Genomic DNA, 26076 nt, shown 5'->3' with positions numbered 1-26076 from the left:
GTGGGCCGCCTCGCGCACGACCGGGCCGCTTGAGCGGGCGGTGAAGGGGGGCGCGCAGGGGTCGTGTCCGGGACGTAGAGCGTGATTTGTGGCGCATGACCGCCCGAACCAACGACAGGGCAGCTGCGCGCCGTACGGGGGTCCGGGGGTGTCCCCCGGGAAAGCACAGCATGCAGTCCCGGGCGCGAGCCCGGAGCGACCACCGGCGACAACCCGCACCCGGCCACGCACCCGCACCCCGCCGGAGGCGCACCGCACCCGCACCCCCGCCGGAGGCGCACCGCACCCCGGAAACCGCCCCCCGCCGGAAGGCGCCCACGCGCACCGCCGGACGGCTACGCTCGGGGCTTATGGAGCATGAGGTGTTCGTTCCGGTCACGGCAGAGGCTCTTCGGCAGGCGCTTGGCGATCCCGTTCGTGTCGCCCGTTGTGTGCCGGGGCTTCAGCACGACGCGGAGGAGTCGGCCGGGCCGCTCTCCGGGCGTATGAAGGTGCGTATCGGCGGTCACACGATCACCTATCGGGGCACGCTCACGCTCACCGAGCGGGACGGTGTCTTCGAGGTGGAGGGCGAGGGCGAGGAGGTCCGGGGCGCCGGCTCCGCCAAGTTGACGCTCACCGTGCGGTTGATGGAGACGCCGGACGGTACGACGCTCGCCTTCACGGGCGGATCGCGTTCGGAGGGCCGCCTCGCGGAGTTGCCCGCCGAGACGACGACCGCCGCGGCGCGTCGGCTGCTGGACCGTTTCGTCGCGCGGCTGGGGGAGGAGACGGAGCCGCCGGAGGACATCGTGGCGGAGGCGCTGTCGGAGTTCGGACCCGAGGCGCCCGGTCTCGCTCTTGACGGGGAGACCGTCTCCGGCGAGGGGGACTTCATCATTCCGGACGAGCCGCCGGCCGAGGCCGCGCACGCGCGCCGCACCATGATCGGGCGCAGCGCCGAGGAAGTGGATCACGCGCCGCCGCGTGGGCGTTACGCGCCCGTACCCGCTCCCGACGCCGGTGGCGCGCGGGCCACACTGCGCTGGGTCGCGCCCGCCGCCGCGCTCGCGCTCGCCTCCGCCGTGGTGGTCGGACGGGCACTGCGTCGGCGCAAGTAGTGTCGTGGTGTGAGTAGCAGCGAAGAGAACATCCGACTGGCGGCGGGCGACGCCGAGTTGACCATCGACCCGGCGAACGGCTGCCGGATCAGCAGTCTGCGCATCGGCGGGACCGAACTGCTGCGCCAGGGCGAGCGGTACGGCTGCTTCCCGATGGTGCCGTGGTGCGGGCGGATCGAGAACGGCCAGTTCCGCAACGGCGGGGTCGTCCATCAGATGCCGCTCAACTCCCCGCCGCACGCGATCCATGGCACCGGCCGGGACACGGCCTGGCGTCCCGCGCGGGTGGCCGGGAGCGAGGCGGCGTTCACCTATGACCTCGCCGACCCTTGGCCGTACAGCGGCCGGGTCACCCAGACCTTCGAGCTGACCGAGGACTCGCTGACGCTGGGGCTGGGGGTGGATACCCACGACACGTCCTTCCCGGCCCAGGCCGGCTGGCACCCGTGGTTTCTGCGTGATCTGGGGGGAAGTGAGGCGCGTGTCGACTTCGATCCCGCGTGGCAGGAGGAGCGCGGGGCCGACCATCTGCCCACCGGGCGCAGGATCACGCCGCGCCCCGGTCCCTGGGACGACTGCTTCGGGATGCCTGACGGTGTCGAGGTGACCCTGACCTGGCCCGAGCGGCTGGAGTTGAAGGTCACGAGCCGCGCCGAGTGGGTGGTGATCTATGACGAGCAGTCGGAGGCGGTCTGTGTGGAGCCGCAGTCGGGTCCGCCGAACGGGCTCAATACCGCGCCCCGGCTGGTCACCCTCCTGGAGCCGCTGGAGATCGCCGCGACCTGGCGTTGGCGGCGGCTCTGAACACAGGACCTAAGCTCGTGGGCATGACTGACGTACGGGCTGAGCTGCTGCAACTGATCAAGGACAAGGCCGTGGTGCACGGCAGGGTGACCCTCTCCTCGGGGCTTGAGGCCGACTGGTACATCGATTTGCGCCGGATCACGCTGGACGGTCATGCCGCGCCGCTGGTCGGTCAGGTCATGCTCGACGCCACCGCCGATCTGGACTTCGACTGCGTCGGCGGGCTCACGCTGGGCGCCGATCCGGTGGCGACGTCGATGCTGCACGCCGCCGCTGCGCGCGGGCAGCGGCTCGACGCGTTCGTTGTCCGTAAGGCGCAGAAGGCGCATGGCCTGCAGCGCCGGATCGAGGGTACGGACGTCAAGGGGCGCCGCTGTCTGGTGGTCGAGGACACCTCGACCACGGGCGGTTCGCCGCTGACGGCGGTCGAGGCGGTACGTGAGGCCGGCGGCGAGGTTGTCGCGGTCGCGGTCATCGTGGAGCGGGGCGCCGCTCCGGCGATCGCGGAGGCGGGTCTTCCGTACCTCAATGTCTATGCGCTGGATGAACTGGGTCTCGGCTGAGCTGGGCTTTCGGCCGGGTCTCGGCTGTTTCACGTGAAACGGCCGGGACCCGGGTGGAGTCCGTACAGGAGTCTGGAAAGATGGGGGTGACGATGACGTCGCCCCCAGGTCAGGGACAAGCACCTCTCACCCGCACATCACAAGGAGCGGCCCGATGCCCATCGCAACCCCCGAGGTCTACGCCGAGATGCTCGATCGGGCGAAGGCAGGCAAGTTCGCCTACCCGGCCATCAATGTGACCTCGTCCCAGACCCTGCACGCCGCACTGCGTGGCTTCGCGGAGGCCGAGAGCGACGGCATCATCCAGATGTCCACCGGCGGTGCGGAGTTCCTGGGCGGCCAGTACAACAAGGACATGGTGACCGGTGCGGTCGCCCTCGCCGAGTTCGCGCATATCGTGGCCGCGAAGTACGACATCACCGTCGCGCTGCACACCGACCACTGTCCCAAGGACAAGCTCGACGGCTATGTCCGTCCGCTGCTCGACATCTCCGCCGAGCGCGTCGCGGCCGGCCGTAACCCGCTCTTCCAGTCGCATATGTGGGACGGCTCCGCCGAGACGCTCGCCGACAACCTGGCCATCGGTGAGGAACTGCTCGCCAAGGCCGCCGCCGCCAAGATCATCCTTGAGGTCGAGATCACCCCGACCGGCGGCGAGGAGGACGGCGTCAGCCACGAGATCAACGACGAGCTGTACACCACCGTCGAGGACGCGCTGCGCACGGCCGAGGCCCTCGGCCTCGGCGAGAAGGGCCGCTACCTGCTGGCCGCGTCCTTCGGCAATGTCCACGGCGTCTACAAGCCGGGCAATGTCGTGCTCCGCCCCGAGCTGCTCAAGGACCTCCAGGACGGTGTGGCCGCCAAGTACGGCAGGGCCGCCGGCAGCCAGCCCTTCGACTTCGTCTTCCACGGCGGCTCCGGCTCCACGGCCGAGGAGATTGCCACCGCGCTGGAGAACGGCGTCGTGAAGATGAACCTCGACACCGACACCCAGTACGCCTTCACGCGTCCCGTCGCGGACCACATGCTGAAGAACTACGACGGTGTGCTGAAGGTCGACGGCGAGGTCGGCTCCAAGAAGACCTATGACCCGCGTACCTGGGGCAAGCTGGCCGAGGCGGGCATGGCCAGGCGTGTCACCGAGGCGTGCGCCGCGCTGCGTTCGACGGGCACCAAGCTGAAGTAACGCGCGGGAGCGGTATCTCCCGTACGGCGGGCCCGGCATCGGTCACGATGCCGGGCCCTTCGTTACCGTCCGCCGGGTCGCCACCGGGCTTCGGGACGAGGATGATCCCCGTATGGACATCAGGCTGTCCTCCGCCAAGGGGCGCTGGGTCATTCTGACGACGGTGCTCGGCTCGACCATGGCCCTGCTGGACTCGACCGTCGTCAATGTCGCGCTGCCGCATATCGGGGACTCCCTGAACGCGAATCTCGCGGACCTCCAGTGGACCGTCAACGCCTACATGCTCACGCTGGCCGGGCTGATCCTGCTGGGCGGATCGCTCGGCGACCGGTACGGCAGGCGGCGGATCTTTGTGATCGGGATCGTCTGGTTCGCATGCGGCTCGCTGCTGTGCGGGGTCGCGCCGAGCGCCCTCGTGCTGATCATCGCCCGCGCCCTGCAAGGTGTGGGCGGGGCGCTGCTCGTACCGGGCTCGCTCGCGATCATTCAGTCGAGCTTCCACCCGGACGACCGCGCGCGGGCCGTCGGGGTGTGGTCGGGGCTCGGTGGGGTCGGCGCGGCGATCGGCCCGTTTCTCGGCGGCTGGCTGGTCGACGGTCCCGGCTGGCGCTGGGTGTTCCTGATCAATGTGCCGCTGGCCGCGCTGTGCGTACCGGTGGCGCTGCGCCATGTACCGGAGACCAGGGATCCGGCGCACCACGGCCGGTTCGATGTGCTGGGCGCGTTCCTCGGTGCGGCGGCGCTGGCGCTGATCACCTACTCGCTGATCGGCAAGGCGGTCTGGTCGGGGGTGGCGGGGGTGCTGGTCGCGGTCGTCTTCGTACTCGTCGAGCGGCGCAGACCGGATCCGATGCTGCCGCTGTCGATCTTCGCGTCCCGGCAGTTCAGCGCGGTGAATCTGGTGACGCTCTGCGTGTACGCGGCGTTCGGCGGCTTCTTCTTCCTCGCCGCGCTCCAGCTCCAGGTGGTCGTCGGGTACTCGGCGCTGGGCGCGGGGGCGGCGCTGCTGCCGACGACCGTGCTGATGCTGCTGCTCTCCGCGCGCTCCGGCGGACTGGCGGAGCGGATCGGCCCGCGGATCCCGCTCACCGTGGGGCCGCTGCTGTGTGCGGCGGGGCTGCTGCTGATGCTGCGGGTGGGCCAGGGCGCCTCGTATCTCGCGGATGTGCTGCCCGCGCTGGTGGTGCTGGGGATGGGGATGGTGACCCTGGTCGCGCCACTGACATCGACGGTGCTGGCCTCCGTGGACAACGCGCGCGCGGGTCTGGCCAGCGGTATCAACAACGCGGCGGCCCGTGCGGCGGGCCTGCTCGCGGTCGCCGCGCTGCCGCTGCTGACGGGTACGGGCCTGGAGGCGTACCACTCGGCGACCCAGTTCGACACCACCTTCCACCGCGCGATGCCGCTGTGCGCGGGCGTGCTGGTGGCGGGCGCGCTGATCGCCTGGGCGGCGGTACGTACGCCGAAGGCGGCGGCCGACCGGACCGAGCCCGAGTGCCGGGTGAACTGCGGACTGTCCGCACCGCCCCTGGAGCGGCTGGCAGGGGAGGGAGCGGCCGGCGGTGGGGGCGGCGGTGCCGGCGGGCCGGGCAGCGGTACGGGCGGGGGGCCCGGTGGCGGATTCGGTGGCGCTCCGGGCAAAGGTCCGAGTGGGGGTCCGGGCGGCGGTACGGGCGGGGGTCCTGGCAGAGGCGGGGACGCGGGGTCCGCCGGGCCGGAGCAAGGCAGACTGTAGGTATGGCCATCCATGAAAACCTGCTGGGGGGACCGCCCCCCACTCAGCTGCCCGACGATCCCGAGCCGCGTGAGCTGCTCGCGAACGGCACGCCGCCCGCCGACGTCGCCGCGAAATATCCGACCTCCTCGCTGGCCTGGGCACAGCTCGCCGACGGCGCGTTCGAGAACGGCCATGTCGTCGAGTCGTACGCGTACGCCAGGACCGGCTACCACCGCGGGCTGGACTCCCTGCGGCGCAGCGGCTGGAAGGGGCACGGCCCGGTGCCGTGGGAGCACGAGCCGAACCGCGGCTTCCTGCGTGCCCTGCACGCGCTCGCCCGCGCCGCACAGGCGATCGGGGAGCAGGACGAGTACGAGCGCTGCGCGACGTTCCTGCGCGACTCCTCGCCGCTCGCGGCCGACACCCTCGGCTGACCGGCGCCTGCCCGGCTGATACCCGTCTCCACGGCGGCTCCCCGACCGGGGGCCGCGCGTTCCCTCACGGCCGCCACGCAACCGATCGTTGCTGATCGTCCCCAAGCGGAACCCATCGAAGGCCCCGTCCGTCATCAAGGGCGCGGGCCTTCGGTTTGATCGATCGCGCGCAGCAGATCATCAGCCCGCCCCGGCACAGAGGCCACCCACCCGCGCCTCTCCCCCAACGCCGGTCGCACCAGGGGAGACGTTCGTTTTGGGTAAGCGCGCCGCAGTCCGTCGAATAGGCCGCCGCGGTCGTGACCGTGTCCGTGCCCGCGTGCGCGGGAAGCGCCGTGGTCGCGGCCGTCCGCCCGCCCGGCTGGCCCTGGTAGCACTGGGCCTGGTCGCCGTACTCCTCGGCGCGGGCGCCGCCGTCGCCGCCTGGCGGGGTGGCGGTACGGGGGAGGGCGGGGCCACCACGACCGCCGACGTGCTCCCCGCGTCGCCCGTCGCGCCGTCCCCGGAGCTCTCGTCCCCGAAGCCCCCGCCCCCGCCCTCGTCGTCCCCGTCGCCCAGCGGCGAGCCCGCCGAGGAGGAATCCCCGGAAGCGCCCCATGTCCCCGCCTCTGGCCCCGGCACCTTCACCACCGCGCGGGCGCACGGCGACCCGGTCGGCGAGGGGCCGCCGCGCCGCTACCGCGTCCAGGTCGAGAACGGGATCGACCTCTCCGCGAAGGAAGCGGCGGCCGAGATCGAGCGGATCCTCGACCATCCGCACGGCTGGGCCGCACACGGCCGGGGCTCCTTCCAGCTGGTCTCCGCGAACGCCGACTTCGTCATCCGTATCGCCACCCCGGCCACCGCCGACAAGCTCTGCGGCGCCCAGGGACTCGACACGCACGGCGAGCTGAACTGCGAGACCGTGGACGGTGTCGTGGTCAATCTGCGGCGCTGGATCCTGGGGTCCCCGACGTTCGAAGGACCGGCCTCCGAATACCGGCATCTCATCATCAACCACGAGGTCGGCCACGAGATCGGCCTGCGTACGCATCTGGGCTGCTCCGGCCCCGGCCGGCTCGCCCCGGTGATGATGCAGCAGATCAAGGGCCTGGACGGCTGCACGTCCAACGCCTGGCCGTACGACAAGAACGGGAAGTACATCACAGGCCCGGAGCTCTGACCCCGGATTATGATGCCGGGAGGGGACCGGGGCTCCGTAACCAACACGGAAGGGGCGGACCGCTACCCGGAGCACATAGCGAGGAGACAGAGATGTCGCACGCCTCCGATGTCCCCGAAGCCGGTTCGGAAGCCCCGAACCTCGACTTCGCCGGGACCACCCCGTACGAGGACTATGTCCAGGCGGACGTCCTCACCCATCTGCAGCACCCGCGCTCCGACGACCCGGGCGAGATGGTCTTCCTCGTCACGACACAGGTCATGGAGTTGTGGTTCACCGTCCTCGTCCATGAGTGGGAGACCGCGTCCCGCGCGCTGCGTGAGGACCGGATCCCGGTGGCGATCGACGCGCTCAAGCGGTCCGTACACGAACTGGAAGCGCTGAACGCCTCCTGGAAGCCGCTCGGCCGGCTGACGCCCGCGCAGTTCAACTCGTACCGCGCCGCGCTCGGCGAGGGCTCCGGCTTCCAGTCGGCGATGTACCGGCGCATGGAGTTCCTGCTCGGCGACAAGTCCGCGTCGATGCTCGTCCCGCACCGGGGCGCGCCGCGCGTCCACGCCGAGCTGGAGAAGGCGCTCCAGGAGCCGAGCCTGTACGACGAGGTCCTGCGGCTGCTCGCCCGGCGCGGGCTGCCGGTGCCCGCGGACGTGCTCGACCGCGATCTCGCGCGCCGGTACGAGCCGTCGCGGGCGGTCGAGGAGATCTGGGCCGGGATATACGGCGAGCCCGATCAGCACACCGAACTCATCGGGCTCGGTGAGGCGTTGACGGATGTCGGCGAGCTGGTGTGGCGATGGCGCAACGACCATCTGGTGGCGACGAGGCGGGCGATGGGATCCAAGACCGGTACGGGCGGCTCCGCGGGCGTGGCCTGGCTGGAGAAGCGGGCCACGAAGAACGTGTTCCCCGAGCTGTGGACGGCGCGCAGCCATGTCTGAGCCACGCGAACCCGAGTCACCAGTGTCCGCGTCACACACGACCTCCGGGACCCGTGAACACCACGCGTCCCAGGACAAGTCCCTCGCCGTTCAGGCCGCGATGCTGGACTCCGCCGACGAACTGGCCCCACTGCGCGATCTGTTCGCCCTCCACGACGACTCCGTCTATCTCGACGGCAACTCACTGGGCGCGCTGCCCCGCCATGTCCCCGAGCGCGTCCAGGATGTGATCACCCGGCAGTGGGGCGAGCTGCGTATCCGTTCCTGGACCGAGAGCGGCTGGTGGACCGCGCCCGAGCGGATCGGTGACCGTATCGCCCCGCTCGTGGGCGCGGGGCAGGGCCGGATCGTGGTCGGCGACTCCACCAGCGTCAATGTCTTCAAGGCCGTGGTGGGCGCGGTACGGCTGCTGGATCCGGCGGAGCCGGCCAGGGACGAGATCCTCGTCGACGCCACCACCTTCCCCACGGACGGATACATCGCGCGGTCCGCGGCCCGGATGACCGGCCTGCCGATCGTCCCCCTCGACCCCGAGAAGCTGCTCGGCGCGCTCGGGCCGCGTACCGCCGTCGTGCTCGTCAACCATGTCGACTTCCGGACCGGCCGGCTGCACGATCTCCCCGGGATCACCGCCGCCGTGCACGAGGCCGGGGCGCTCGCCGTCTGGGACCTCTGCCACAGCGCGGGCGCCCTGCCGGTCGGTCTGGACGAGCACGGCGTCGACCTCGCGGTGGGCTGCACGTACAAGTACCTGAACGGCGGGCCCGGTTCGCCCGCCTTCCTTTACGTCGCCGAGCGCCACCAGGCCCGCTTCGACTCCCCGCTGCCCGGCTGGAACTCGCACACCGATCCGTTCGCGATGTCCCAGGACTTCGCGGCGGCGGACGGCGCGGTACGGGGCCGGGTCGGCACCCCCGACATCCTCTCCATGCTGGCCCTGGAGGCGGCCCTCGATGTCTGGGAAGGGGTGAGCCTGGCGGCGGTACGGGAGAAGAGCCTCGAGCTCACGGACTTCTTCCTGGAGTGCGTGGAGGCGTACGCGCCGCCGGGCCGGGTCCGTTCGCTCACGCCCGCCGCGCACGCCGAGCGCGGCAGCCAGATCGCACTGCGCTGCGCCGAGGCGCCCGCCGTCATGGCCGCGCTCATCGCCCGGGGGATCGTCGGAGATCTGCGCAGGCCGGACGTGCTGCGCTTTGGATTCACCCCGCTCTATACGGGTTTCGCCGACGCGGAACGGGCGGCGAGGGTCCTCGGTGAGGTCCTGACCGAGGTGCCGGCCGAAAGCTAGGCCCTGTCCTGGCCACAGTGACCCGGCGGTCGCCCCCCGCGACCGCCGGGCATCGGGGTGAACGGGCCCCCGTGGGGCTGATAGCGTCCCCGCTGATCAGGTCAATTCGGCCCCCGTACCGAAAGGTTGGAGCAAGATGCCGGACCCCGCCGCGCACGATGCCCTTGCTCGTGACGCCGCAGAGACCGAATCGGTCTTCTCCCATCCGGTCGTCCGGCCCGATGCCACCGCCGCGTACGGCGAGCACCCTGATCAGGTGATCGACTTCTACGCCCCGCGGGGCGACCAGGAGCGCGTGCCACTCGTCGTCGTTCTGCACGGCGGCGCCTGGCGCGCGCCGTACGACCGTACGCACCTGACCCCCTTCGCGGACTTCCTGGCCCGCCGCGGATTCGCCGTCGCCAATGTCGCGTACCGGCGGGGTCCCGCGATTCCGCAGCAGGGCGACGGGCCGCCCGTGGCGGGGCGCTGGCCCGAGACGTTCGACGATGTGGCCGCGGCGATGGACGCGCTGCCCGCGCTGGCCGCGGGCGCGCTGCCGCGGGCCGACGCGCGGCGGACCGTGCTGACCGGTCACTCCGCGGGCGGCCATCTCGCGCTGTGGGCGGCGGCCCGGCATGTGCTGCCGGTGGGTTCGCCGTGGCGGCTGCCGGAACCCCCACCGCTGCGCGGGGTCGTCGCGCTGGCGCCGATCGCGGATCTCGTACGCGCCGTTGAGCTGGATGTGTGCGGTGGGGCGCCCATCCAACTGCTCGGTGGCGAGGAGGAGTTCAAGCAGCGCAGGGAGAGCGCGGACCCGGCGGCGCTGCTGCCGACGGGGATCGCCACGGCGGTGGTCCAGGGCCGTACGGACCTCACCGTGCCGTACGCGGTCTCCGAGGCGTTCGTGGACGCGGCCGGCCGGGCGGGCGAGATGGTGGGGCTCACGCTGCTGGAGGATGTCGGTCACTTCCCGCTGATCGACCCGGCGGCGGACGCGTGCGCGGTGGTGGCGGAGGAGATCGCCCAGCTCGCCTGGTGAGGACCCGCGCCTTCCGAGCGCGGTCTCCCCGCGCCTTCCGGGCGCCGGGAGACGCGGACAGAAACCGACCGCAAGCCTCCCTACGGTCTCCCCATGACCCAGAACACCAGCCAGACCGTGCTTGTGACCGGCGCCACCGGAACCGTGGGCCGGCACGTCGTCGCCGAACTCCTCCGCCGCGGTCACACCGTCCGCGCGCTCACCCGTGACCCCGAGAAGGCGAGAACGGTCCTCCCCGGCGTCGATGTCGTACGCGGTGATCTCACCGACCCGGCGAGCCTCGCCCCCGCCCTCGAAGGCGTCACCGGGATTCATCTGATCACCTTCGGCGGGGCGCTGTTCGCGCCGTTGGAGACCGGACCCGAGATCGTGGAGCTGGCGCGGAAGGCCGGCGTCCGGCGGGCGACCGTCCTCTTCGGTGGTGAGGAGACCCCGCTCCAGCGGGCCGTCGAGGCGAGCGGGCTGGACTGGACGGTGGTGCAGCCCGTCGAGTTCATGTCCAACGCGCTGGAGTGGGCGGAGGCGATCCGTACGGAGGACACCGTGGCCGAGCCGTTCGCCGGCCGGCTGAGCGCCATGATCCACGAGGCCGACATCGGCGCGGTCACGGCGGTCGCGCTCACCGAGGAGGGGCACGCGGGCCGTACGTATCTGATCACCGGGCCCGAGACCCTCACCCTCCAGGACAAGGTGGACGCGCTGGCGGCGGCCCGGGGGCGGGAGATCGCGCTCGTGGAGCTGAGCGAGGAGACGGCGAAGGAGCGGTGGCGCGCGGCGGGCCGGCCCGAGGATGTGATCGACTTCCTGATCATGGTCTACCGGGACACTCCGCCCGAGGGCAGGACCGTGGTGGGCACGGTCGAGGAGGTCACCGGCAGGCCGGCCCGTACGTTCGCGGAGTGGGCGGCGGAGCACGCGGCGGCGTTCCGGGCCTGATCCCGACCGCCGCCGCCTACCGCCGCCTACCGCCGGCCACCGCCGGCCACCGCCGGCCACCGCCGGCCACCGCCGGCCACCGCCGGCCACCGCCGGCCACCGTTTCGAGCGGCTTCCGACAGCTTCCGACAGCCTCCGGCCGCCGCCCACCGTCTCCGGCGCACGTCATCCCTGGTGAGTGCCGGAGACGCGCAGTAGTACCTGGGACGGACGGGCAAGGATCCGCTTCGCTGGTGACGACCCCGTCCCTCCCTCCGCTTACCGTGGCAACGTGACCGAGACAGATACCGGGAAGACCCGGAGCCCCGAGTTCCGCTTGGCCATGGGAGCGCTTGAGGGCATGCGCCAGGACCTCTTCCACGACGCTTTCGCCTACCGTCCGCTCGAACCCATGCGGACGGACGGCCCGATCACCCGCCGGCTGCCGGGCCGGATACGTGAGCACGCGGTCTGGACCCCGCATGTCCTGATCACGGCGTCCGCGCTGATGGTGATGTTCGTCGGCTTCGCCGATGAGGGCAGTCTGTTCGGCTTCCTTCCGGCGATCCCGGTCCTGCTCACCATGGTCAGGCCGGTGGGTGCCCTGTGGCTGTCGATGGCGGTCTCCGCCGCGCTGGGCGCCTTGTCGTACGACGCGTGGCCCTGGGGGGCCGCCAGTTTCCTCGGTTACCTCACCGTGCTGACGGTGGCCGCGATCCGTACCCGCCCGCGCACCGGCGCCTATATGTGGGTGCTCACGGCGGCGTACGCGTTCTGCATGGAGATCCTCTTCAACCGCGGCTACGGGACCGGAGGAGCCCCCACCTCGTTGATGATGCTCTTCCTCTCCGCGCTCGTCCTGCTGACCGTGACCGTGCTGCATGTCCGCCGCGAGGCGGAGCAGGAGGTCGCCGCGCAGCAGAGCGTCACCGCCGTCGAACGCGACCGGCGCACGCTGCTGGAGGAGCGCACCACCATCGCCCGCGAGCTGCACGATGTGGTTGCCCACCACATGTCGGTCGTCGCGATCCAGGCCGAGGCGGCCCCGTACCGCGTGGAGAACCCGCCGCCCGAGCTGGAGCAGGCGTTCGTCACGATCCGGGAGAACGCCGTGGCCGCGCTGACGGAGCTGCGCCGGGTCCTCGGGGTCGTACGGGCGGAGGACTACGAGGCGCCCGACGCCCCGCAGCCCACGCTCGCCGATCTCGACGGACTGCTCGGGAACGTCCGTGACGCGGGGCTGACCGTGGAGAAGACGATCACCGGATCGGTGCGCTCACTGCCGCAGGGTGTCGAGCTGTCGGCGTACCGCATCGTTCAGGAAGCCCTCAGCAACGCGCTCAGGCACGCGCCCGGCTCGACCGCGCGGGTCGAGATCTCGTATGTGCTGGGCGGGCTCGGTCTGCGGATCGTGAACACTCCGCCGCGCGGTCCGGTCAAACCGTCGCCCGGCTCCGGGCACGGCATCACGGGGATGCGGGAGCGTGTCACGATGCTCAACGGCGAGATGACCGCGGACCTCCTGGAGGACGGCGGCTACGAGGTCGCGGCCTTCATTCCGGTGGCCGCCGTGCGGGACGGGGACGCGTCATGACCATCCGGGTACTGATCGTCGACGATCAGGTGATGGTCCGCGAGGGCTTCTCGGTCCTGCTGAACGCGATGCCGGACATCGAGGTCATCGGCGAGGCGGTGAACGGCCGCGAGGCCGTGCGCCAGGTCGCCGTGCTCCACCCCGACGTGGTGCTGATGGACATCCGGATGCCGGAGCTGAACGGTATCGAGGCGACCCGCGAGATCGTCGCGGCGGACGCCGACGCGAAGGTCCTCGTGCTGACCACCTTCGACCTCGACGAATACGTCTACCAGGCGCTGCGCGCCGGCGCCTCCGGCTTCCTGCTGAAGGACGCCTCGGCCCGCCAACTGGCGGACGGTGTACGGGTGGTGGCCTCCGGCGAGGCGCTGCTCGCGCCGACCGTCACCCGCCGTCTGATCACGGAGTTCTCCAAACTCTCGGAGACCCCGCGCGCCCCGGCGATGGCCAGGATCGGTGATCTCACGGAGCGCGAGACGGAGGTCCTGGTCCTGATCGCGCAGGGGCTGTCGAACGCGGAGATCGCCGAGCATCTGGTGGTCGCGGAGTCCACGATCAAGACGCATGTGAGCCGCATCCTGGTGAAGCTGGGGCTGCGGGACCGTACGCAGGCGGCGGTGTTCGCGTACGAGGCTCGGCTGGTGACACCGAGCTGAGCCGAGTCCGAGCGGGGTGGCGAGTATCGGTCATGTGATCACTCGCACGAGTGATCGCACCGGAAAGAACCGTTTCGTCCGCTCGGGGGCACGCCACGCTGGTGTCCACCTGACAGGAGGTGCACCATGACAGTTATGGCAGAGCGCGCGGTCCAGATGTCCGTCGAGGAGTTCGAAGAGATCGCCAAACTCATCGAGAGGCAGTCCGACACCGTCAGGTTGGAGTTCATCAACGGACGGATCGGGTTCAAGGGCGTGACGGATGGCGACCACAGCGAGATCGTCAGGTGGCTGCAGAAGCGCTGCATGCAGGTTCGGTCCGACCTGTGGCTTTATGCGGGGGGCGAGTTGGGGCTGCTGGTCGAGGCATACCGCAAGGGCCGGGCCAAGCCCGATGCCGTCCTTGCCCCGGAGGGGAATTTCGCGGGGCAGGGAGACTGGGCCGACCCGGCGCGCGTCTTGATGACGGTCGAGGTGACGTCGTACGACTCGGACACTGATAAGCGGGACCGGAAAGAGAAGCCTCTCGCTTACGCCGTCGCGGGGATTCCTCTCTATCTGCTGATCGACCGCGACGACTGCACGGTCACCGTCCACAGTCGGCCGGCGCCTGAGGGCTACCGCTGTCGCCAGGTGGCGAACTTCGGAGAGACGGTCACTCTCCCCGACCCCGTCGGTATCGAGCTGGACACCGAGATCCTGAAGCACTACGTGCGCTGACGCGCGCAGCGCCACACATCGGCCCGCCTTGTCCACAGGCTGTGGACAAGGCGGGCCGCCCGCGTCTCCGGTCAGTTCAGCAGGTCGCGGCGGCGCAGCCCCGCCAGGCCCGCCGCCACCAGCGCCACCGCGAGCGCCGTCAGCACCACCGCCGGTGTCCAGGCCATCTCCTCGCCCGGCAGCTTCGGCAGGTGTCCGAACGGCGAGAGGTTCATCACCGACTGCGGCAGCTCCAGCACCGGGCCGATCCAGCCCAGGGCCAGGGCCAGGCCCGCGACTCCCCACGCGGCCACGGCCGCCTTCGGGAAGACCCCGTACAGCAGGACCGCCAGCGCGCCGAGGACCCAGATCGCGGGCAGTTGGACCAGGGCGGCGCCGAGGATTCCCGGCAGATCGTCGCCGTAGCCGAGGAAGAGTCCGAGCCCGCCGAGCACCATGATCAGGACCGCGCCGCCGAAGGCGATCGCCAGATGCCCGGCGGCCCAGCGGAGCCGGCCGACCGCGCCCGCGAGGACCGGTTCCGCGCGCCGGCCGGTCTCCTCGGCGTACAGCCGCAGTACGGACGCGACCACGTACAGAGCCGCGACCATCCCCAGCATGCCGACCATCGCGGCCAGGAAGGCGTCGGTCAGTCCCTGCTGGCCGCCCATCCGCTGGATGATCCGCTGGGTTCCCTCGTTGTCGCCGACCAGATCCGCCGCGCCGTCCGTGATACCGCCGAACATGATCCCGGAGAGCAGGAAGCCGATTCCCCAGCCGAACACGCTGCCGCGCTGGAGGCGCCACGCGAGCCCGCCCGCCGTGTCGATCGCGCCCGTCGCGGGTCCCGGTCGCGCGGGGAGGAAGCTCATGCCGAGGTCGCGCCGGCCCGCCAGGGTGTACGCGAGGACGGCCTGTACGGCGATCGCGGCCAGCAGGACCAGCAGCACCCACCAGCGTTCGTCGGCGTAGGCGCGTACGTTCTCGGCCCAGCCGATCGGGGAGAGCCAGGTCAGTACGGACGAACCGTCGTCGGTCGACGCGTCGCCCGCCGCTTTGAGTACGAACGCGGCGCCGATGACGGCGGCCGTCATGCCCTTCGCGAGCCGGGCGTTCTCGGTGACCTGCGCGGCGATGGCGGCGGTGCAGGCGAAGAGCATGCCGACCCCGCCGGTCGCGAGGCCGAGCGCCAGCGCGCCGGTGGCGGCCTCCCCGTTGCCGACGAGCCCGGCGGTGACCGCCAGGACCAGCGCGGCGTTCGCGATCAGCGCCGTGAGCAGCGCGGCGGTCAGCGGCGCCCGGCGCCCGACCATCGCCGCCGAGAGCATCTCCTGACGGCCCGTCTCCTCTTCCTCCCGGGTGTGCCGTACGACGATGACCAGGCTCATCACCGCCGCGAGCGCGGCGCCGAAGGCGATCATGCGCCAGGAGGTGAGCCCGCCCACGGAGTCGCTGAAGACGGGTCCGTACAGGGCGCGCAGTGAGCCGTTGGCGGACATCGACTGGATGAGATCGGCCCGTTTGGCGTCCGTGTCGTACAGCGTCGAGACGGACTGCGTGACGGACAGGAACGAGGCGCCGAGCACCAGCACCCACACGGGGACGATGATCCGGTCCCGGCGCAGAGCGAGCCTCAACAGCGTCCCGGTGCCGGCGAGTTGCCGGGTGCCGCCGGTGCGTGCCAGCGGCACGGCCAGGGTGGTGGCGGTCATGACGCGACCGCCGGATCGGTCGCGGGCGCGCCCTCGGCCGGGTAGGCGTCGTCGGCCGCGTAGTGGCGCATGAACAGCTCCTCCAGGGTGGGCGGGGTGCTGGTCAGCGAGCGGATGCCGGACTCGGAGAGGGAGCGCAGTACGGCGTCCAGCTTGTCGGTGTCGACCTGGAGCCTGATCCGCTTCCCCTGGATGTCGAGGTCGTGCACACCGGGGAGCCGGCCCAGTCCGTTCGGCTCGCCGGAAAGCTCCGCGCTCACGCTCGTACGGGTCAGATGGCGCAGCTCGGAGAGCGAACCCGACTCGACGGTCACACCCTTGCGGATGATGCTCACCCGGTCGCAGAGCGCCTCGACCTCGCTCAGCACATGGCTGGAGAGGAGCACGGTCCTGCCCCGGTCGCGCTCCTCCTCGACGCACCGCTGGAAGACCCCCTCCATCAGCGGGTCGAGCCCGGAGGTCGGCTCGTCGAGGATGAGCAGATCGACGTCCGAGGCGAACGCGGCGACGAGGGCGACCTTCTGGCGGTTGCCCTTGGAGTACGTACGCCCCTTCTTGGTGGGGTCCAGTTCGAAGCGCTCGACGAGATCGGCCCGCCGGGCCGGGTCCAGCCCTCCGCGCAGCCGCCCGTACAGGTCGATGACCTCGCCGCCGGAGAGGTTCCGCCACAGGGTCACGTCCCCGGGTACGTAGGCCACGCGCCGGTGCAGTTCGACCGCGTCCTTCCACGGGTCGCGGCCGAGCAACTGGGCCGCCCCCGAGTCGGCGCGCAGCAGTCCGAGGAGGACTCTGATGGTGGTGGACTTACCTGCTCCGTTGGGGCCGAGGAAGCCATGGACCTCGCCGGTCTCGACGGCGAGGTCGAGGCCGTCCAGCGCGTGCGTCCGGCCGAACGACTTGTGCAGTCCGGCGACGGTGATTGCCTTCGTCATGTTTCGGAACGTACGCTACTTTCACAAAATTATGAAGTTAAGGAAGCGTAAAAAGCGTTCGGGTTAAGATCGAAGTGGACGCCGAGCAGGGGAGACGATGGGCCGATGAGTAGCGAGGACCAGAGCCGCGAGGGCCGGCCCCGGGGCGCGAGCGGGAGTGAGAGCGGTCAGGCGAGCGGAAGCGGGGACGGTACGCCGCGGGACGAGGAAGCCGTGTCCCGCTTCGTGGAGCGCTTCGCGGCCGACATGACCGAGGCCGGGATGCAGCGCACGGCCTCCCGGGTCTTCGCGGCGCTGCTCGCCTCGGACGACGCGAGCATGACCTCCGCCGAGCTGAGCGAGAAGCTGCGGATCAGCCCCGCGGCCGTCTCGGGGGCGGTCCGCTACCTCACGCAGGTCAGCATGGTCGGCAGGGAACGTGACCCCGGCTCGCGCCGGGACCGCTACCGGCTGCACAACCAGGGCTGGTACGTCACCATCACCCAGCGCGACTCCGTACTGAGCCGCTGGGAGAACACCCTGCGCGACGGCGCCGAGACGCTCGGCCGCGACACCCCGGCGGGGGCGCGGGTGGCGGAGACCGTCGAGTTCTTCGAGTTCCTCCAGCAGGAACTGCTCGCGCTGATGGACCGCTGGAAGGACCACCAGGAGACAAAACGCGCGGCGGAAGCCGGCGGCGCGGGCTGAGGGGGCGGGTGGGCTTGAGGGGGCAGTGAGCGGGCCGAGGAGCGAAGGGGCTATCCGACTATCCGAAGCCCGCCCCCGCCCCCGCTCCGGCCCCCGGACCCGCCACCGCCCCCGCCGGAAGCGTCAGCTGCCACGCCTCCGGCCGGAGCGTCCAGGTCCGGGTCCGTACCGGGCCCGTGACCCGGGTGTCCGCGCGGTAGCGGAAGTCGGCGCCCGAGACCGTGACGGACAGCGCGCTGGCGCGCACCGGCTCCTCCGAGGCGCGCGTACGGATCACGACCTCGGCGCGGCCCCCGCGGGAGGACACCCGTACGCCCTCGACCGGCTCGTCCAGATCGTTCAGCACTATGCCGTCCGCCTCCACCCTCAGCCGGTGGTGCGCATGCGCCGCGAACACCGGCGGGACCGGCCGTACGAGCGTACGGACCAGCGAGCGGCAGGTGTGCCAGACCGATGCCACCGACGCCGCGCCAGGGACCGCGCCCAGGACCGCGCCCGTCGCGGGCAGCGCCGGGATCCGCAGATCCCCCAGCACCACCCCGTCGCTGTCGTCGACCAGCAGATCGAGCCGGCGGGCCGCGCCGTCCAGTACGGCCCTCGCCGCCGCCACCGCGCCCGTGGGCACGCCCAGGGAGCGGGCCAGCTCCACGGAAGCGCCGATCGGCACCAGCGACAGGGCACCGGAGGCCAGCTCCCGTTCCCGGTGGAGCAGGGCGACGGTCCGCAGCAGCGCCCGGTCGTCGCCCACGACCACCGGCCGTCTGCTGCCCCGCCGGGCCAGCGCCCGGGCGAATTCCTCGGGGCCGTCGGGAAGACAGAGCTTCACCCCCGCACCCGCACTGAGCACGTCCTTCGCGATCCGGACCGATTCGCCGTCGGTCCTGCGGGCGAAGGGGTCGATGACCACCAGAAGCTGTCGCGCACCGTTCTCGGCGGGCTCTGCAGCCGACACCTCGGTCCTTCCTCGGGTAGCATCTTTGTGCAAGAGCCCCTTGCGCTATTGCGCCAGGGGCTTCGTCTATTCCGGGGCATCCGGTTCGACGGTCAGGACCGCGTCGTACAACGTCGTGCGGTGTCATACGCGTAGATATGGCGTACACGCGCCGTATGAACGGCGTTTGCGCGCCCCCTGGCCTTGGACATGCCCCGCCCGGAAGGGGTGTACGCCTGTGCCCGCACTTGTGCTGCTCGGTGCTCAGTGGGGTGACGAAGGCAAGGGAAAGGCCACCGACCTGCTCGGTGGGTCCGTGGACTATGTCGTGCGCTATCAGGGCGGCAACAACGCCGGTCATACGGTCGTCGTGGGCGACCAGAAGTACGCACTGCATCTTCTCCCTTCCGGAATCCTCTCACCGGGGTGCACCCCGGTGATCGGCAACGGAGTGGTCGTCGACCCGGCTGTCCTGCTCTCCGAGCTGAGCGGGCTCAACGAGCGCGGTGTCGACACATCCAAATTGCTGATCAGCGGTAACGCGCACCTGATCACGCCGTACAACGTAACCGTCGACAAGGTGACGGAACGGTTCCTCGGCAAGCGGAAGATCGGTACGACCGGCCGTGGCATCGGCCCGACCTACGCGGACAAGATCAACCGCACCGGTATCCGCGTCCAGGACCTCTACGACGAGTCGATCCTGGAGCAGAAGGTCGAAGCGGCGCTGGAGTCCAAGAACCAGCTGCTCGCCAAGGTCTTCAACCGGCGCGCCATAGAGTCCGGGAAGGTCGTCGAGGAGCTGCTGACGTTCGCGGACCAGCTCAAGCCGTACGTCGCGGACACGACACTGATCCTCAACAACGCGATCGACGAGGGCAAGGTCGTCCTCTTCGAGGGCGGCCAGGGCACGCTGCTCGATGTGGACCACGGCACGTACCCCTTCGTCACCTCGTCCAACCCGACGGCGGGCGGCGCCTGCACGGGCGCGGGGGTGGGGCCGACGAAGATCAGCCGGGTCATCGGCATCCTCAAGGCGTACACGACGCGCGTCGGCGCGGGACCGTTCCCGACGGAGCTGTTCGACGAGGACGGCGAGGCGCTGCGCCGCATCGGCGGCGAGCGGGGCGTCACGACGGGCCGCGACCGCCGCTGCGGCTGGTTCGACGCGGTGATCGCGCGCTACGCGACGCGGGTCAACGGCCTGACGGACTTCTTCCTCACCAAGCTGGACGTGCTCACGGGCTGGGAGCGGATCCCGGTGTGCGTGGCGTACGAGATCGACGGCAAGCGCGTCGAGGAACTCCCGTACAGCCAGACGGACTTCCACCACGCGAAGCCGGTGTACGAGTACCTGCCGGGCTGGTCCGAGGACATCACGAAGGCGAAGACCTTCGCCGACCTGCCGAAGAACGCGCAGGATTACGTGAAGGCGCTGGAGGCGATGTCGGGAGCGCCGATCTCGGCGATCGGGGTGGGTCCGGGCCGTACGGAGACGATCCAGGTCAACTCGTTCCTGTAGGAGCTGCTAGTTCCTGTGGGACTCGTGGGACCTGTAGGACCGGGAGGAAAACGGGGTCCCCGGGGGAGAGACCCCGGGGACCCGGTCACACCATCCCGGCGAAGAGGAAGCTACCGGGCTGCGCGGGGTCGGCGACCAGGAGGACCTGGTCGCCGGCGCGCGGGATCGCGAGCTTCGACACGATGGTCTGGAGCGTGACGTGGTCCGCCGCTCCGGCCGGCTGGACGACGAGGTCCACGATGGGGTCGAAGTTGACGAGCTTGCCCGTGTCGCTGATCGATACGACGGCGGCGACGGTGGTGGGCGCGCCCATGGCGATCAACTGCTGAACGCCGGCAGCGGAGTTGTACGCGCCGATCGCCCCCTGAAGCTGGGCGAAGTCCTCACGGCCGACGAACGCGCGTGTGGTCCGTCCATAGAAACCCTTGCCACTGGCCACCTTGTTCGCGATCTCGGCGGCGCGCTCTTCGCGGCTCTTGCGCTTCCCGAAGATACCCATGACGTCCATCCTTCTGCGGCGTGGTGTGTTGCCTGGTGAGATGGACGCTAGGGGCGCGACGGGACCTACCGATCCCAGGTTCGGGGTGGGTGGGGACGGGGGTGGTCGGGGTGGGCTGGGGGGAGGGGTCCCCGGAGGGCTGGGTTCGTGGGGCGGGTTCGTTCCCGGCCCGCTGGCCGGTGGGTGGTCTGCGCGGGAGTGGAGTGGGGCGGCCCGGCCCCGGCTCAGCGGCTGGCTCCCGTGGGTGGCTGGGATTCATGCCCGGCTGGTGGCGGTTCGACTCCGGCGGTGGGTTCGTGCCGAGGGGTAATCGGGGTGACCCGGAGCGTTTGGTGTCGGGTGGGGGCCGCCCCTAGGTTTCAGTTTCGCGGTTGCGGGTTGGGCGTCAAGGGCGCTCCTTTGTCGCGTCGGCTGCGCCGATTGCGCTTCGCTTCACCCTGGACACCCAACCCTCCACCGCAAGTGCAGCTTTGAAGGGGGGCGGCCCGGGGGGAGGGGTCCCCGGGGAAGCTCCCTTGTCCAAAGGTCCGCTCCCGGCTTTCAGCCCGGTGGGCCCTGCGGGGCGCGCGGCAGTGGAGTGGGGCGGCCCGGCACCGGCTCAGCGAGCTGATGTGGGTGGGGTGTTGGGACTCATGCCCCGCTGGTGACACTCCATTGACGGGTGCACCTGTAAGTCGAGGCAGACGGGCCTGTCACCTGCCCCCAATGTCCCACTTTGGAAGGGCTTTGGGGAGTGCTCCGGCGGGTGATGCGTCCTGCGTTCGGTTAAGTCGTCCCCACGACACATCACCTCCTCTGACTGGCCCACTCGGCGCCTCGTCAGTCACAGCCACCCCACCACCCACACAGCCTCACCAGCGGGGCATGAATCCCGACCGTCCACGGGGGTCAGTCGCTTTGCCGGTGCCGGGCCGCCCCATTCCACTGCTGCGCAGACCACCCACCGGCCCGAGGCCGGGAGCGGACCCTCCGCACATGGGAGCTTCCCCGGGGACCCCTCCCCCCGGGCCGCCCCCCTTCAAAGCTGCACTTGCGGTGGAGGGTTGGGAGTCCAGGGTGAAGCGAAGCGGAATCGGCGCAGCCGACGCGACGAAGGAGCGCCCTTGACGCCCAACCCGCAACCGCGAAACTGAAACCTAGGGGCGGCCCCCACCCGACACCAAACGCTCCGGGTCACCCCGATTACCCCTCGGTGTGAACCCCCGCCCCCGCGCCCCGCCCCCGCGCGCAGTTGCGGTTCGTCAGACGATGACGGGGATGGTCTCGGAGGGGTTGGTGGACCAGTTGGTGACGATGGGCTTGTCCACGGTGGCGGTGTCCGGGAGCTTGAGCTCGGCGGGGTTGGGGTCTTCTTCGGCGACGGCGATGATGACGTTCTCGAACTCCGTACCGTCATTGCTGTCGGTGGTCTTGGGGTTGATACCCGTGTATGCGACGGCGGAGCCGGTGAGCTTGATGGGGTCTTCGCCGCCCTGTCCGACAGGGGAGGCGACGCCGTCGGCGTCGGAGCCGAAGGACACGGTGGGGGTGTTGATGTCCAGGTAGCAGGTGATGCCGGACTTCGCCTTGGCGGTGACGCGGTAGTAGCCGCCCGCCTGGGACTCCGAGGTGACCGTGAAGTCCAGGTCGTTGGTGCCGCAGGACTGCCCGTAGCCGCTCTTCCCGCCGTCGCCGGAGTCGGACTTGTCGGTGGAGCCACTGGAGTTGGAGTCGGAGCCGCTGGAACCGGAGTCGCCGGTCGAGGAGTTGTCGCTTCCGCCGGTGCCGGCGGAGGCGGCGGCGGAGGGGGCCACGGTGCTGCCGGCGTCCGAGCCGTCGTCGGGGTTGCAGGCGGTGGTGGTGGCGGCGAGGGCCGTCACGGCCGCGGCGGCCAGGACGAGGCGGGCGGAACGGGCGGCGAGACGCGAGCGCATCTTGATCTCCAGCGGCTGTCGGTTGCGGTGCTTCCTGCTGACACCGATGACACTAGGGCTGGGTCGATCCTGAAATGATCCTGTACATGTCCGGGTTCTGTCTCAGCGACTCCGGTCCAAGTAACAGCGCTGGATTGCACAAACCCCAGCTCATCTGACCGCGTCGAGCCGTGCGGGGCCGGACTGCGGGCGGCCCCGCTCCGGCGCACGCGGACCAGGTGAGGAACCGTGCCCAGGCGTCGGGGCGATGGCGAAGGTGGGGCCTTCGGCGTTCTTCGAGTCACGGACGTGGACGGCGTGGGGGCAGGTCGGCTTCCGGCTCTCCGCGCTCGACGGCCGTGGCGGACCGTGCGGCCAATGCGCCTGTGACAGAACGAAGACGGCGCGGAAGACCGCCTGTAACTCGGTGCGGGATACAAATACTTCCGACCACATGCACCGCACAGGTTCTGGAGGAACACCGTGAAGTACACCCGCCTCAGTGCTCTCGCCGCCCTCGGGGTCGCCGCCACCCTCTCGCTCACCGCCTGTGGCAACGGGGGCTCCGGGAAGGACTCGTCCTCCAGCGTCTCCTCGTCCTCGTCCTCGTCTTCTTCGTCCTCGGACGGTAGCTCGAAGTCGGAGGGCGGCTCGGGCTCCGGCGGTTCGGAGGCGAGCAACGCGAAGTCGAGCTCCGGTGAGGACACCGAGGCCCGCGTCGGCGCCGCGAACGGCGCGACGGAGACCGGCGGTCAGGTCAAGTTCTGCAAGACGGAGGACCTGGCCATCGATGCCAGGGACGCCGCGCCCGACGAGGTCTCCGGCAGGATCGACATCACCATGATCAACCGGGGTTCGACCACCTGCTCGGCGACGGGCTTCGCGGGCGTCGACATCAAGGACGCCGACAACACCTCGAACCCCATCGAGCGCGGCCAGGCCCAGCCGCGTATCACCACCCTGAAGCCCGGCGACGCCGCTGTCTTCAACCTCGCCTACGACATCGACAACAGCGGCGACAGCCTTTCGGACCCGACCAACATCGAGGTGACGCCCCCGAACGAGACCCACACCGTGAGCCTGAACTGGCCTGCGGGCGCGGGGGAGATCAAGGGCGCGTACACCGACGTCGAGGTCTACCCCACGCACACGACCGAGTAGGGACGAGCGCCGCCCCGGCGTCCCGCGAGCAACCGGGTGAGCGGCCTCGTTCGAAACCCATTTCAACGGAATTCCGCTTCGCGCGACAGACTCTCGACTGGACAACCCCGAAGCTCCGCACCCCCGAGACCGGGGACCGCTGGACCTGGCTCCCGATCGTTTCCCACCCCCAGCTCCGGCCGGCCCGGCCCCTCGCCGAAGACCTCCGCCCCCCCCCGGGTCCGCCGGGGGTTGGCGGCTTCGGTTTCTGTCACGGTGTGATGTGGCGGTAGCTGACGACCCCGGACGGGCTGGGGAGTTGTGCGGTGGTGACTGTACGGCCGGTGCCGGGCGAGTGGATGACCTTGCCGTCGCCGATGTAGAGCTGAACGTGCCCGCCGTTGTTGCTGATGATCAGGTCGCCCGGCATCAGTCCCGCGCGGGTTGTGGCTTTGCCGGCCTTCACCTGGCCCCAAGTGGTACGAGGGAGCTCCACCCCGGCTTTCTCCCAGGCCCGCATCACCAGACCTGAGCAGTCGTAACCGCGCGGGCCGGTGCCGCCCCAGACGTAGGGCTTGCCGAGCTGGGTCCGCGCGAAGGCGACCGCCTTCGCCCCCGCCTTCGGTGCCTTCTCGGGTGCCTTCTTCTTCGGCGGGTCGGACTTCGGCGAGTCCGACTTGGGCGGGTCGGCCTCCCGGAACTCCGGCTCAGGCAGCTCCCGTTGTGCTTGCGCTTGCGCTTGCGCGGAGTGCGGGGTCGCTGGGACGCGCAGGGCGTCTCCGGCGTAGATGAGTGTCGAGGTCCCCAGATCGTTCAGCCCCTGGAGGACCTTCACGCTCGTGCCATGAGCGCCGGCCAGGGCGTAGAGCGTGTCACCGGGGCGCAGGGTGACCTTCTCGGCGGCCGTCGTGCCGGCCCCCGTGGTGTCGGCCCCGGCCGGGGTGGCCGGCTTCTTCGGCGTCTCCTTCACGGGCTCGGGTATGACCGGCCCGTACGGTGTCTGCGGCGAGGGAACGGGCGCCGGCCGGACCTCCAGGGACGACGGCTCGGACGGGCCGTGCACTGCCAGCAGCACCCCGCACACCAGTGAAAGCACGAACATCACCACCAGCGAGGCCACCGACCACAGCCTGTCGGCACGGCTGCTCCGAGTCCGCGGCTTGCGGTGCGACACCGGCCCCTTGGCCTGTGCCTGTTTCTGTTCCTGTGCCTGTTCCTGTGCCTCTGCTTGTGCCTGAACCTGTGCCCGCGCCGTCCGCGGCCGCTCGTGCTGCGCAGCCTGCCGCGCGGGCCTGAGCAGCGTCTGCTGCGCCATCACAACCTCCCTCTCGGGCCGCGACCCCCGCGGCTCCGGGATGAGGCTGTATCGCCGTCGTGGTGTCCCGCCAGATCCTCACGCGTCCCGGACAGTCCCGGTCCGTCCGAGCTTCCGAACCCTGTTGGGACAGACCGTCCGACCATCCCCGGACGCCCCCTCTGACCAGCACGGACGATCCCGGACTGTCCCAGCCGCGGCAATCCATTGCCGCAACCCGATCCCGGCGACGACGCTTCTGTCACCGCCCCGCACCGACGGGTGACGCCCTGGTCGAAGGCGTCGCCACACCACTGCCGGGCCGGCCCAGCCACCGGTGTCGACGACCGCAGGCGGGCCAGACAGCAGCCGAGGCGCTTCGAGAGAAGCAGCCCGGTCTCATCCCACTCAGCCCTTACACAAGGAGCATCAGCATGCGCAGCACACGAGCCCGCTCACTGGCGGTGGCCGCTGTCGCCGCAGGTCTGCTGGCCGGTGGCATCACCGCCGGCACCACCGACGTGTTCACCGGCGACAAGCCCACCGACACGATCGCCAACGCGGCTGCGGAAGAGTCGCAGAACCAAGCCAGGACCGCGATGAAGCCGCCGTGGAGCGCGAAGAATCCGCCGTGCATCGGCGAGAAGAAGATCGCGAACAAGAAGTTCGTCAAGACTGTCTACGAGTGGCCGGACGACCCCGCTCACGTGCAGAGCATGCCCGGACCGGCGAAGACCACGTGGGAGTACAAGGTCGACCTCACCGGCAAGGTCAGCGCCACCTTCGGCATGAGCTACAAGGTGATCAACGCCGGTCTCGGGTTCGAGATCAACAAAACCCAGACCGTCAGCAAGAAGGTCGAACTCAACCTGAAGGACAAGACTCACTACCTGGTCCGCGCGGGAAAGGTCTACAAGCAGTACCAGTTCGACGTCTACGAGCAGCAGGCCCAGTTTGCCTGGGTGACCTCGACGGATGCCCGCTGCAACCCCTACACCTGGGTGAAGATCGGCAGCGGTACCGCCCTCAGGCCGTGGACGGACACGTACAGGGTCACGAAGGTCACCAAGCCAAAGACTCCCGCCGGACCCGCTCAGCAGTCGCAGGGGCTTGCCCAGTAAGTACAGGTGTCCTGGGGCAACAGCGCCGCCACCCCGAAGATCCGCGTCATGTCGACCTCGCCCGACGCTCTCCTGTCGAAGGTCAGCTTCTCGTACTGACCAGACCCGGGGAGCGAGCCCGGTCGGACCTGTCAGGCCAACAGGTCCGACCGGCTCACCGGTGTCGACGACCGCGGGCAGTGCGAAACCCGCCGAGGGCGACCCCGCGCAAGGGTCCGCCCGGCTGCCCGGAACTCACTCATCCCAGCAAGTCGGGTCGCCCGGGGGGT

24 protein-coding genes and 1 pseudogene are annotated in these 26076 nt (G+C 70.4%); 19 read left to right on the top strand and 6 right to left on the bottom strand.

Features of this window, described 5'->3' with window-relative positions; translation table 11 throughout:
* Positions 1 to 350 precede the first annotated feature (350 nt).
* The 14 genes from AB0M67_RS27790 to AB0M67_RS27725 all read left to right on the top strand — a co-directional run bounded on the left by AB0M67_RS27790 (position 351) and on the right by AB0M67_RS27725 (position 14098).
* Complete coding sequence (locus AB0M67_RS27790; RefSeq protein ID WP_365749755.1) at positions 351 to 1100, top strand: SRPBCC domain-containing protein; 750 nt, start codon at positions 351 to 353, stop codon at positions 1098 to 1100.
* A 9-nt stretch (positions 1101 to 1109) separates the two neighbouring features.
* Positions 1110 to 1904 carry an aldose 1-epimerase gene (locus tag AB0M67_RS27785; protein WP_365749753.1) on the top strand — a complete coding sequence of 265 codons (795 nt, stop codon included), beginning with the start codon at positions 1110 to 1112 and terminating at the stop codon, positions 1902 to 1904.
* 23 nt (positions 1905 to 1927) lie between these two features.
* Positions 1928 to 2467, top strand: coding sequence for an orotate phosphoribosyltransferase (gene pyrE / locus AB0M67_RS27780; RefSeq protein WP_365749751.1), 540 nt, complete (start codon positions 1928 to 1930; stop codon positions 2465 to 2467).
* Between the two features lie 154 nt (positions 2468 to 2621).
* Positions 2622 to 3653: a class II fructose-bisphosphate aldolase gene (gene fbaA / locus AB0M67_RS27775; RefSeq protein WP_365749749.1), complete on the top strand. Its 1032-nt coding sequence runs from the start codon at positions 2622 to 2624 to the stop codon at positions 3651 to 3653.
* A gap of 112 nt (positions 3654 to 3765) precedes the next feature.
* Positions 3766 to 5388 (top strand): MFS transporter, encoded by a 1623-nt coding sequence (locus AB0M67_RS27770; RefSeq protein ID WP_365749747.1) that lies wholly within the window; start codon positions 3766 to 3768, stop codon positions 5386 to 5388.
* 2 nt (positions 5389 to 5390) lie between these two features.
* Positions 5391 to 5804: a DUF3151 domain-containing protein gene (locus tag AB0M67_RS27765; RefSeq protein ID WP_365749745.1), complete on the top strand. Its 414-nt coding sequence runs from the start codon at positions 5391 to 5393 to the stop codon at positions 5802 to 5804.
* A gap of 319 nt (positions 5805 to 6123) precedes the next feature.
* Positions 6124 to 6966 carry a DUF3152 domain-containing protein gene (locus tag AB0M67_RS27760; RefSeq protein WP_365749743.1) on the top strand — a complete coding sequence of 281 codons (843 nt, stop codon included), beginning with the start codon at positions 6124 to 6126 and terminating at the stop codon, positions 6964 to 6966.
* 92 nt (positions 6967 to 7058) lie between these two features.
* A complete protein-coding gene (locus tag AB0M67_RS27755) occupies positions 7059 to 7904 on the top strand; it encodes a tryptophan 2,3-dioxygenase family protein (protein WP_365749741.1) in 846 nt (281 codons plus the stop codon).
* 100 nt (positions 7905 to 8004) lie between these two features.
* Complete coding sequence (kynU, locus tag AB0M67_RS27750; protein WP_365749781.1) at positions 8005 to 9192, top strand: kynureninase; 1188 nt, start codon at positions 8005 to 8007, stop codon at positions 9190 to 9192.
* A 136-nt stretch (positions 9193 to 9328) separates the two neighbouring features.
* Positions 9329 to 10213, top strand: coding sequence for an alpha/beta hydrolase (locus tag AB0M67_RS27745; RefSeq protein ID WP_365749739.1), 885 nt, complete (start codon positions 9329 to 9331; stop codon positions 10211 to 10213).
* Between the two features lie 93 nt (positions 10214 to 10306).
* Positions 10307 to 11149: an NAD(P)H-binding protein gene (locus tag AB0M67_RS27740; protein WP_365749737.1), complete on the top strand. Its 843-nt coding sequence runs from the start codon at positions 10307 to 10309 to the stop codon at positions 11147 to 11149.
* Positions 11150 to 11471: 322 nt separating this feature from the next.
* Complete coding sequence (locus AB0M67_RS27735; RefSeq protein WP_365749779.1) at positions 11472 to 12722, top strand: histidine kinase; 1251 nt, start codon at positions 11472 to 11474, stop codon at positions 12720 to 12722.
* Positions 12719 to 13378 (top strand): response regulator transcription factor, encoded by a 660-nt coding sequence (locus AB0M67_RS27730; RefSeq protein ID WP_365749735.1) that lies wholly within the window; start codon positions 12719 to 12721, stop codon positions 13376 to 13378. The genes AB0M67_RS27735 and AB0M67_RS27730 overlap by 4 nt, the downstream gene beginning before the upstream one ends.
* A 126-nt stretch (positions 13379 to 13504) precedes the next feature.
* Positions 13505 to 14098 (top strand): Uma2 family endonuclease, encoded by a 594-nt coding sequence (locus tag AB0M67_RS27725; RefSeq protein ID WP_365749733.1) that lies wholly within the window; start codon positions 13505 to 13507, stop codon positions 14096 to 14098.
* 71 nt (positions 14099 to 14169) lie between these two features.
* On the opposite strand, the gene AB0M67_RS27720 is transcribed toward AB0M67_RS27725, so the two are convergent.
* Positions 14170 to 15789 carry an ABC transporter permease gene (locus AB0M67_RS27720; RefSeq protein ID WP_365749731.1) on the bottom strand — a complete coding sequence of 540 codons (1620 nt, stop codon included), beginning with the start codon at positions 15787 to 15789 and terminating at the stop codon, positions 14170 to 14172.
* Positions 15786 to 16721 carry an ABC transporter ATP-binding protein gene (locus AB0M67_RS27715; RefSeq protein WP_365749729.1) on the bottom strand — a complete coding sequence of 312 codons (936 nt, stop codon included), beginning with the start codon at positions 16719 to 16721 and terminating at the stop codon, positions 15786 to 15788. The genes AB0M67_RS27720 and AB0M67_RS27715 overlap by 4 nt, the downstream gene beginning before the upstream one ends.
* A 246-nt stretch (positions 16722 to 16967) precedes the next feature.
* Here AB0M67_RS27715 and AB0M67_RS27710 point away from each other — a divergent pair, with 246 nt between their 5' ends.
* A complete protein-coding gene (locus AB0M67_RS27710) occupies positions 16968 to 17408 on the top strand; it encodes a MarR family transcriptional regulator (RefSeq protein WP_365749776.1) in 441 nt (146 codons plus the stop codon).
* A gap of 58 nt (positions 17409 to 17466) precedes the next feature.
* On the opposite strand, the gene AB0M67_RS27705 is transcribed toward AB0M67_RS27710, so the two are convergent.
* The gene (locus tag AB0M67_RS27705; RefSeq protein ID WP_365749727.1) at positions 17467 to 18360 is read right to left on the bottom strand and encodes a diacylglycerol kinase; all 894 of its coding nucleotides are present in this window, start codon (positions 18358 to 18360) and stop codon (positions 17467 to 17469) included.
* A 217-nt stretch (positions 18361 to 18577) separates the two neighbouring features.
* Here AB0M67_RS27705 and AB0M67_RS27700 point away from each other — a divergent pair, with 217 nt between their 5' ends.
* A complete protein-coding gene (locus tag AB0M67_RS27700) occupies positions 18578 to 19861 on the top strand; it encodes an adenylosuccinate synthase (protein WP_030353207.1) in 1284 nt (427 codons plus the stop codon).
* An 85-nt stretch (positions 19862 to 19946) separates the two neighbouring features.
* Here the strand turns inward: AB0M67_RS27700 and AB0M67_RS27695 are convergent, their stop codons facing one another.
* Together AB0M67_RS27695 and AB0M67_RS27690 are read right to left on the bottom strand one after the other, a co-directional pair.
* Positions 19947 to 20360: a hypothetical protein gene (locus AB0M67_RS27695; protein ID WP_365749725.1), complete on the bottom strand. Its 414-nt coding sequence runs from the start codon at positions 20358 to 20360 to the stop codon at positions 19947 to 19949.
* Between the two features lie 1241 nt (positions 20361 to 21601).
* Positions 21602 to 22273 carry a DUF4232 domain-containing protein gene (locus AB0M67_RS27690; RefSeq protein ID WP_365749723.1) on the bottom strand — a complete coding sequence of 224 codons (672 nt, stop codon included), beginning with the start codon at positions 22271 to 22273 and terminating at the stop codon, positions 21602 to 21604.
* A gap of 462 nt (positions 22274 to 22735) precedes the next feature.
* Here AB0M67_RS27690 and AB0M67_RS27685 point away from each other — a divergent pair, with 462 nt between their 5' ends.
* Both AB0M67_RS27685 and AB0M67_RS27680 read left to right on the top strand, forming a co-directional pair.
* Complete coding sequence (locus AB0M67_RS27685; protein ID WP_365749722.1) at positions 22736 to 23413, top strand: DUF4232 domain-containing protein; 678 nt, start codon at positions 22736 to 22738, stop codon at positions 23411 to 23413.
* 71 nt (positions 23414 to 23484) lie between these two features.
* Positions 23485 to 23628 (top strand): annotated as a pseudogene (locus tag AB0M67_RS27680) (transposase); the annotation flags it as partial.
* A gap of 35 nt (positions 23629 to 23663) precedes the next feature.
* Here the strand turns inward: AB0M67_RS27680 and AB0M67_RS27675 are convergent.
* Positions 23664 to 24707: an NlpC/P60 family protein gene (locus AB0M67_RS27675; RefSeq protein WP_365749720.1), complete on the bottom strand. Its 1044-nt coding sequence runs from the start codon at positions 24705 to 24707 to the stop codon at positions 23664 to 23666.
* Positions 24708 to 25120: 413 nt separating this feature from the next.
* Here AB0M67_RS27675 and AB0M67_RS27670 point away from each other — a divergent pair, with 413 nt between their 5' ends.
* On the top strand, positions 25121 to 25807 hold the full coding sequence (locus AB0M67_RS27670) for a hypothetical protein (RefSeq protein WP_365749719.1): 687 nt from the start codon (positions 25121 to 25123) through the stop codon (positions 25805 to 25807).
* Positions 25808 to 26076 lie beyond the last annotated feature (269 nt).

The organism is Streptomyces sp. NPDC051662 (assembly GCF_040681655.1).
In the GTDB taxonomy this organism is placed as follows: Bacteria; Actinomycetota; Actinomycetes; order Streptomycetales; family Streptomycetaceae; genus Streptomyces.
This window is presented reverse-complemented; position numbering and strand designations above follow the sequence as displayed.

What these genes read in the sequence shown, in the direction of transcription:
- AB0M67_RS27790 (WP_365749755.1), top strand. Translation starts at nt 351, where the DNA reads ATGGAGCATGAGGTGTTCGTTCCGGTCACGGCAGAGGCTCTTCGGCAG.
- pyrE (WP_365749751.1), top strand. Translation starts at nt 1,928, where the DNA reads ATGACTGACGTACGGGCTGAGCTGCTGCAACTGATCAAGGACAAGGCC.
- fbaA (WP_365749749.1), top strand. Translation starts at nt 2,622, where the DNA reads ATGCCCATCGCAACCCCCGAGGTCTACGCCGAGATGCTCGATCGGGCG.
- AB0M67_RS27770 (WP_365749747.1), top strand. Translation starts at nt 3,766, where the DNA reads ATGGACATCAGGCTGTCCTCCGCCAAGGGGCGCTGGGTCATTCTGACG.
- AB0M67_RS27765 (WP_365749745.1), top strand. Translation starts at nt 5,391, where the DNA reads ATGGCCATCCATGAAAACCTGCTGGGGGGACCGCCCCCCACTCAGCTG.
- AB0M67_RS27755 (WP_365749741.1), top strand. Translation starts at nt 7,059, where the DNA reads ATGTCGCACGCCTCCGATGTCCCCGAAGCCGGTTCGGAAGCCCCGAAC.
- kynU (WP_365749781.1), top strand. Translation starts at nt 8,005, where the DNA reads ATGCTGGACTCCGCCGACGAACTGGCCCCACTGCGCGATCTGTTCGCC.
- AB0M67_RS27745 (WP_365749739.1), top strand. Translation starts at nt 9,329, where the DNA reads ATGCCGGACCCCGCCGCGCACGATGCCCTTGCTCGTGACGCCGCAGAG.
- AB0M67_RS27740 (WP_365749737.1), top strand. Translation starts at nt 10,307, where the DNA reads ATGACCCAGAACACCAGCCAGACCGTGCTTGTGACCGGCGCCACCGGA.
- AB0M67_RS27735 (WP_365749779.1), top strand. Translation starts at nt 11,472, where the DNA reads ATGGGAGCGCTTGAGGGCATGCGCCAGGACCTCTTCCACGACGCTTTC.
- AB0M67_RS27730 (WP_365749735.1), top strand. Translation starts at nt 12,719, where the DNA reads ATGACCATCCGGGTACTGATCGTCGACGATCAGGTGATGGTCCGCGAG.
- AB0M67_RS27725 (WP_365749733.1), top strand. Translation starts at nt 13,505, where the DNA reads ATGACAGTTATGGCAGAGCGCGCGGTCCAGATGTCCGTCGAGGAGTTC.
- AB0M67_RS27720 (WP_365749731.1), bottom strand. Translation starts at nt 15,789, where the DNA reads ATGACCGCCACCACCCTGGCCGTGCCGCTGGCACGCACCGGCGGCACC.
- AB0M67_RS27715 (WP_365749729.1), bottom strand. Translation starts at nt 16,721, where the DNA reads ATGACGAAGGCAATCACCGTCGCCGGACTGCACAAGTCGTTCGGCCGG.
- AB0M67_RS27710 (WP_365749776.1), top strand. Translation starts at nt 16,968, where the DNA reads ATGACCGAGGCCGGGATGCAGCGCACGGCCTCCCGGGTCTTCGCGGCG.
- AB0M67_RS27695 (WP_365749725.1), bottom strand. Translation starts at nt 20,360, where the DNA reads ATGGGTATCTTCGGGAAGCGCAAGAGCCGCGAAGAGCGCGCCGCCGAG.
- AB0M67_RS27690 (WP_365749723.1), bottom strand. Translation starts at nt 22,273, where the DNA reads ATGCGCTCGCGTCTCGCCGCCCGTTCCGCCCGCCTCGTCCTGGCCGCC.
- AB0M67_RS27675 (WP_365749720.1), bottom strand. Translation starts at nt 24,707, where the DNA reads ATGGCGCAGCAGACGCTGCTCAGGCCCGCGCGGCAGGCTGCGCAGCAC.
- AB0M67_RS27670 (WP_365749719.1), top strand. Translation starts at nt 25,121, where the DNA reads ATGCGCAGCACACGAGCCCGCTCACTGGCGGTGGCCGCTGTCGCCGCA.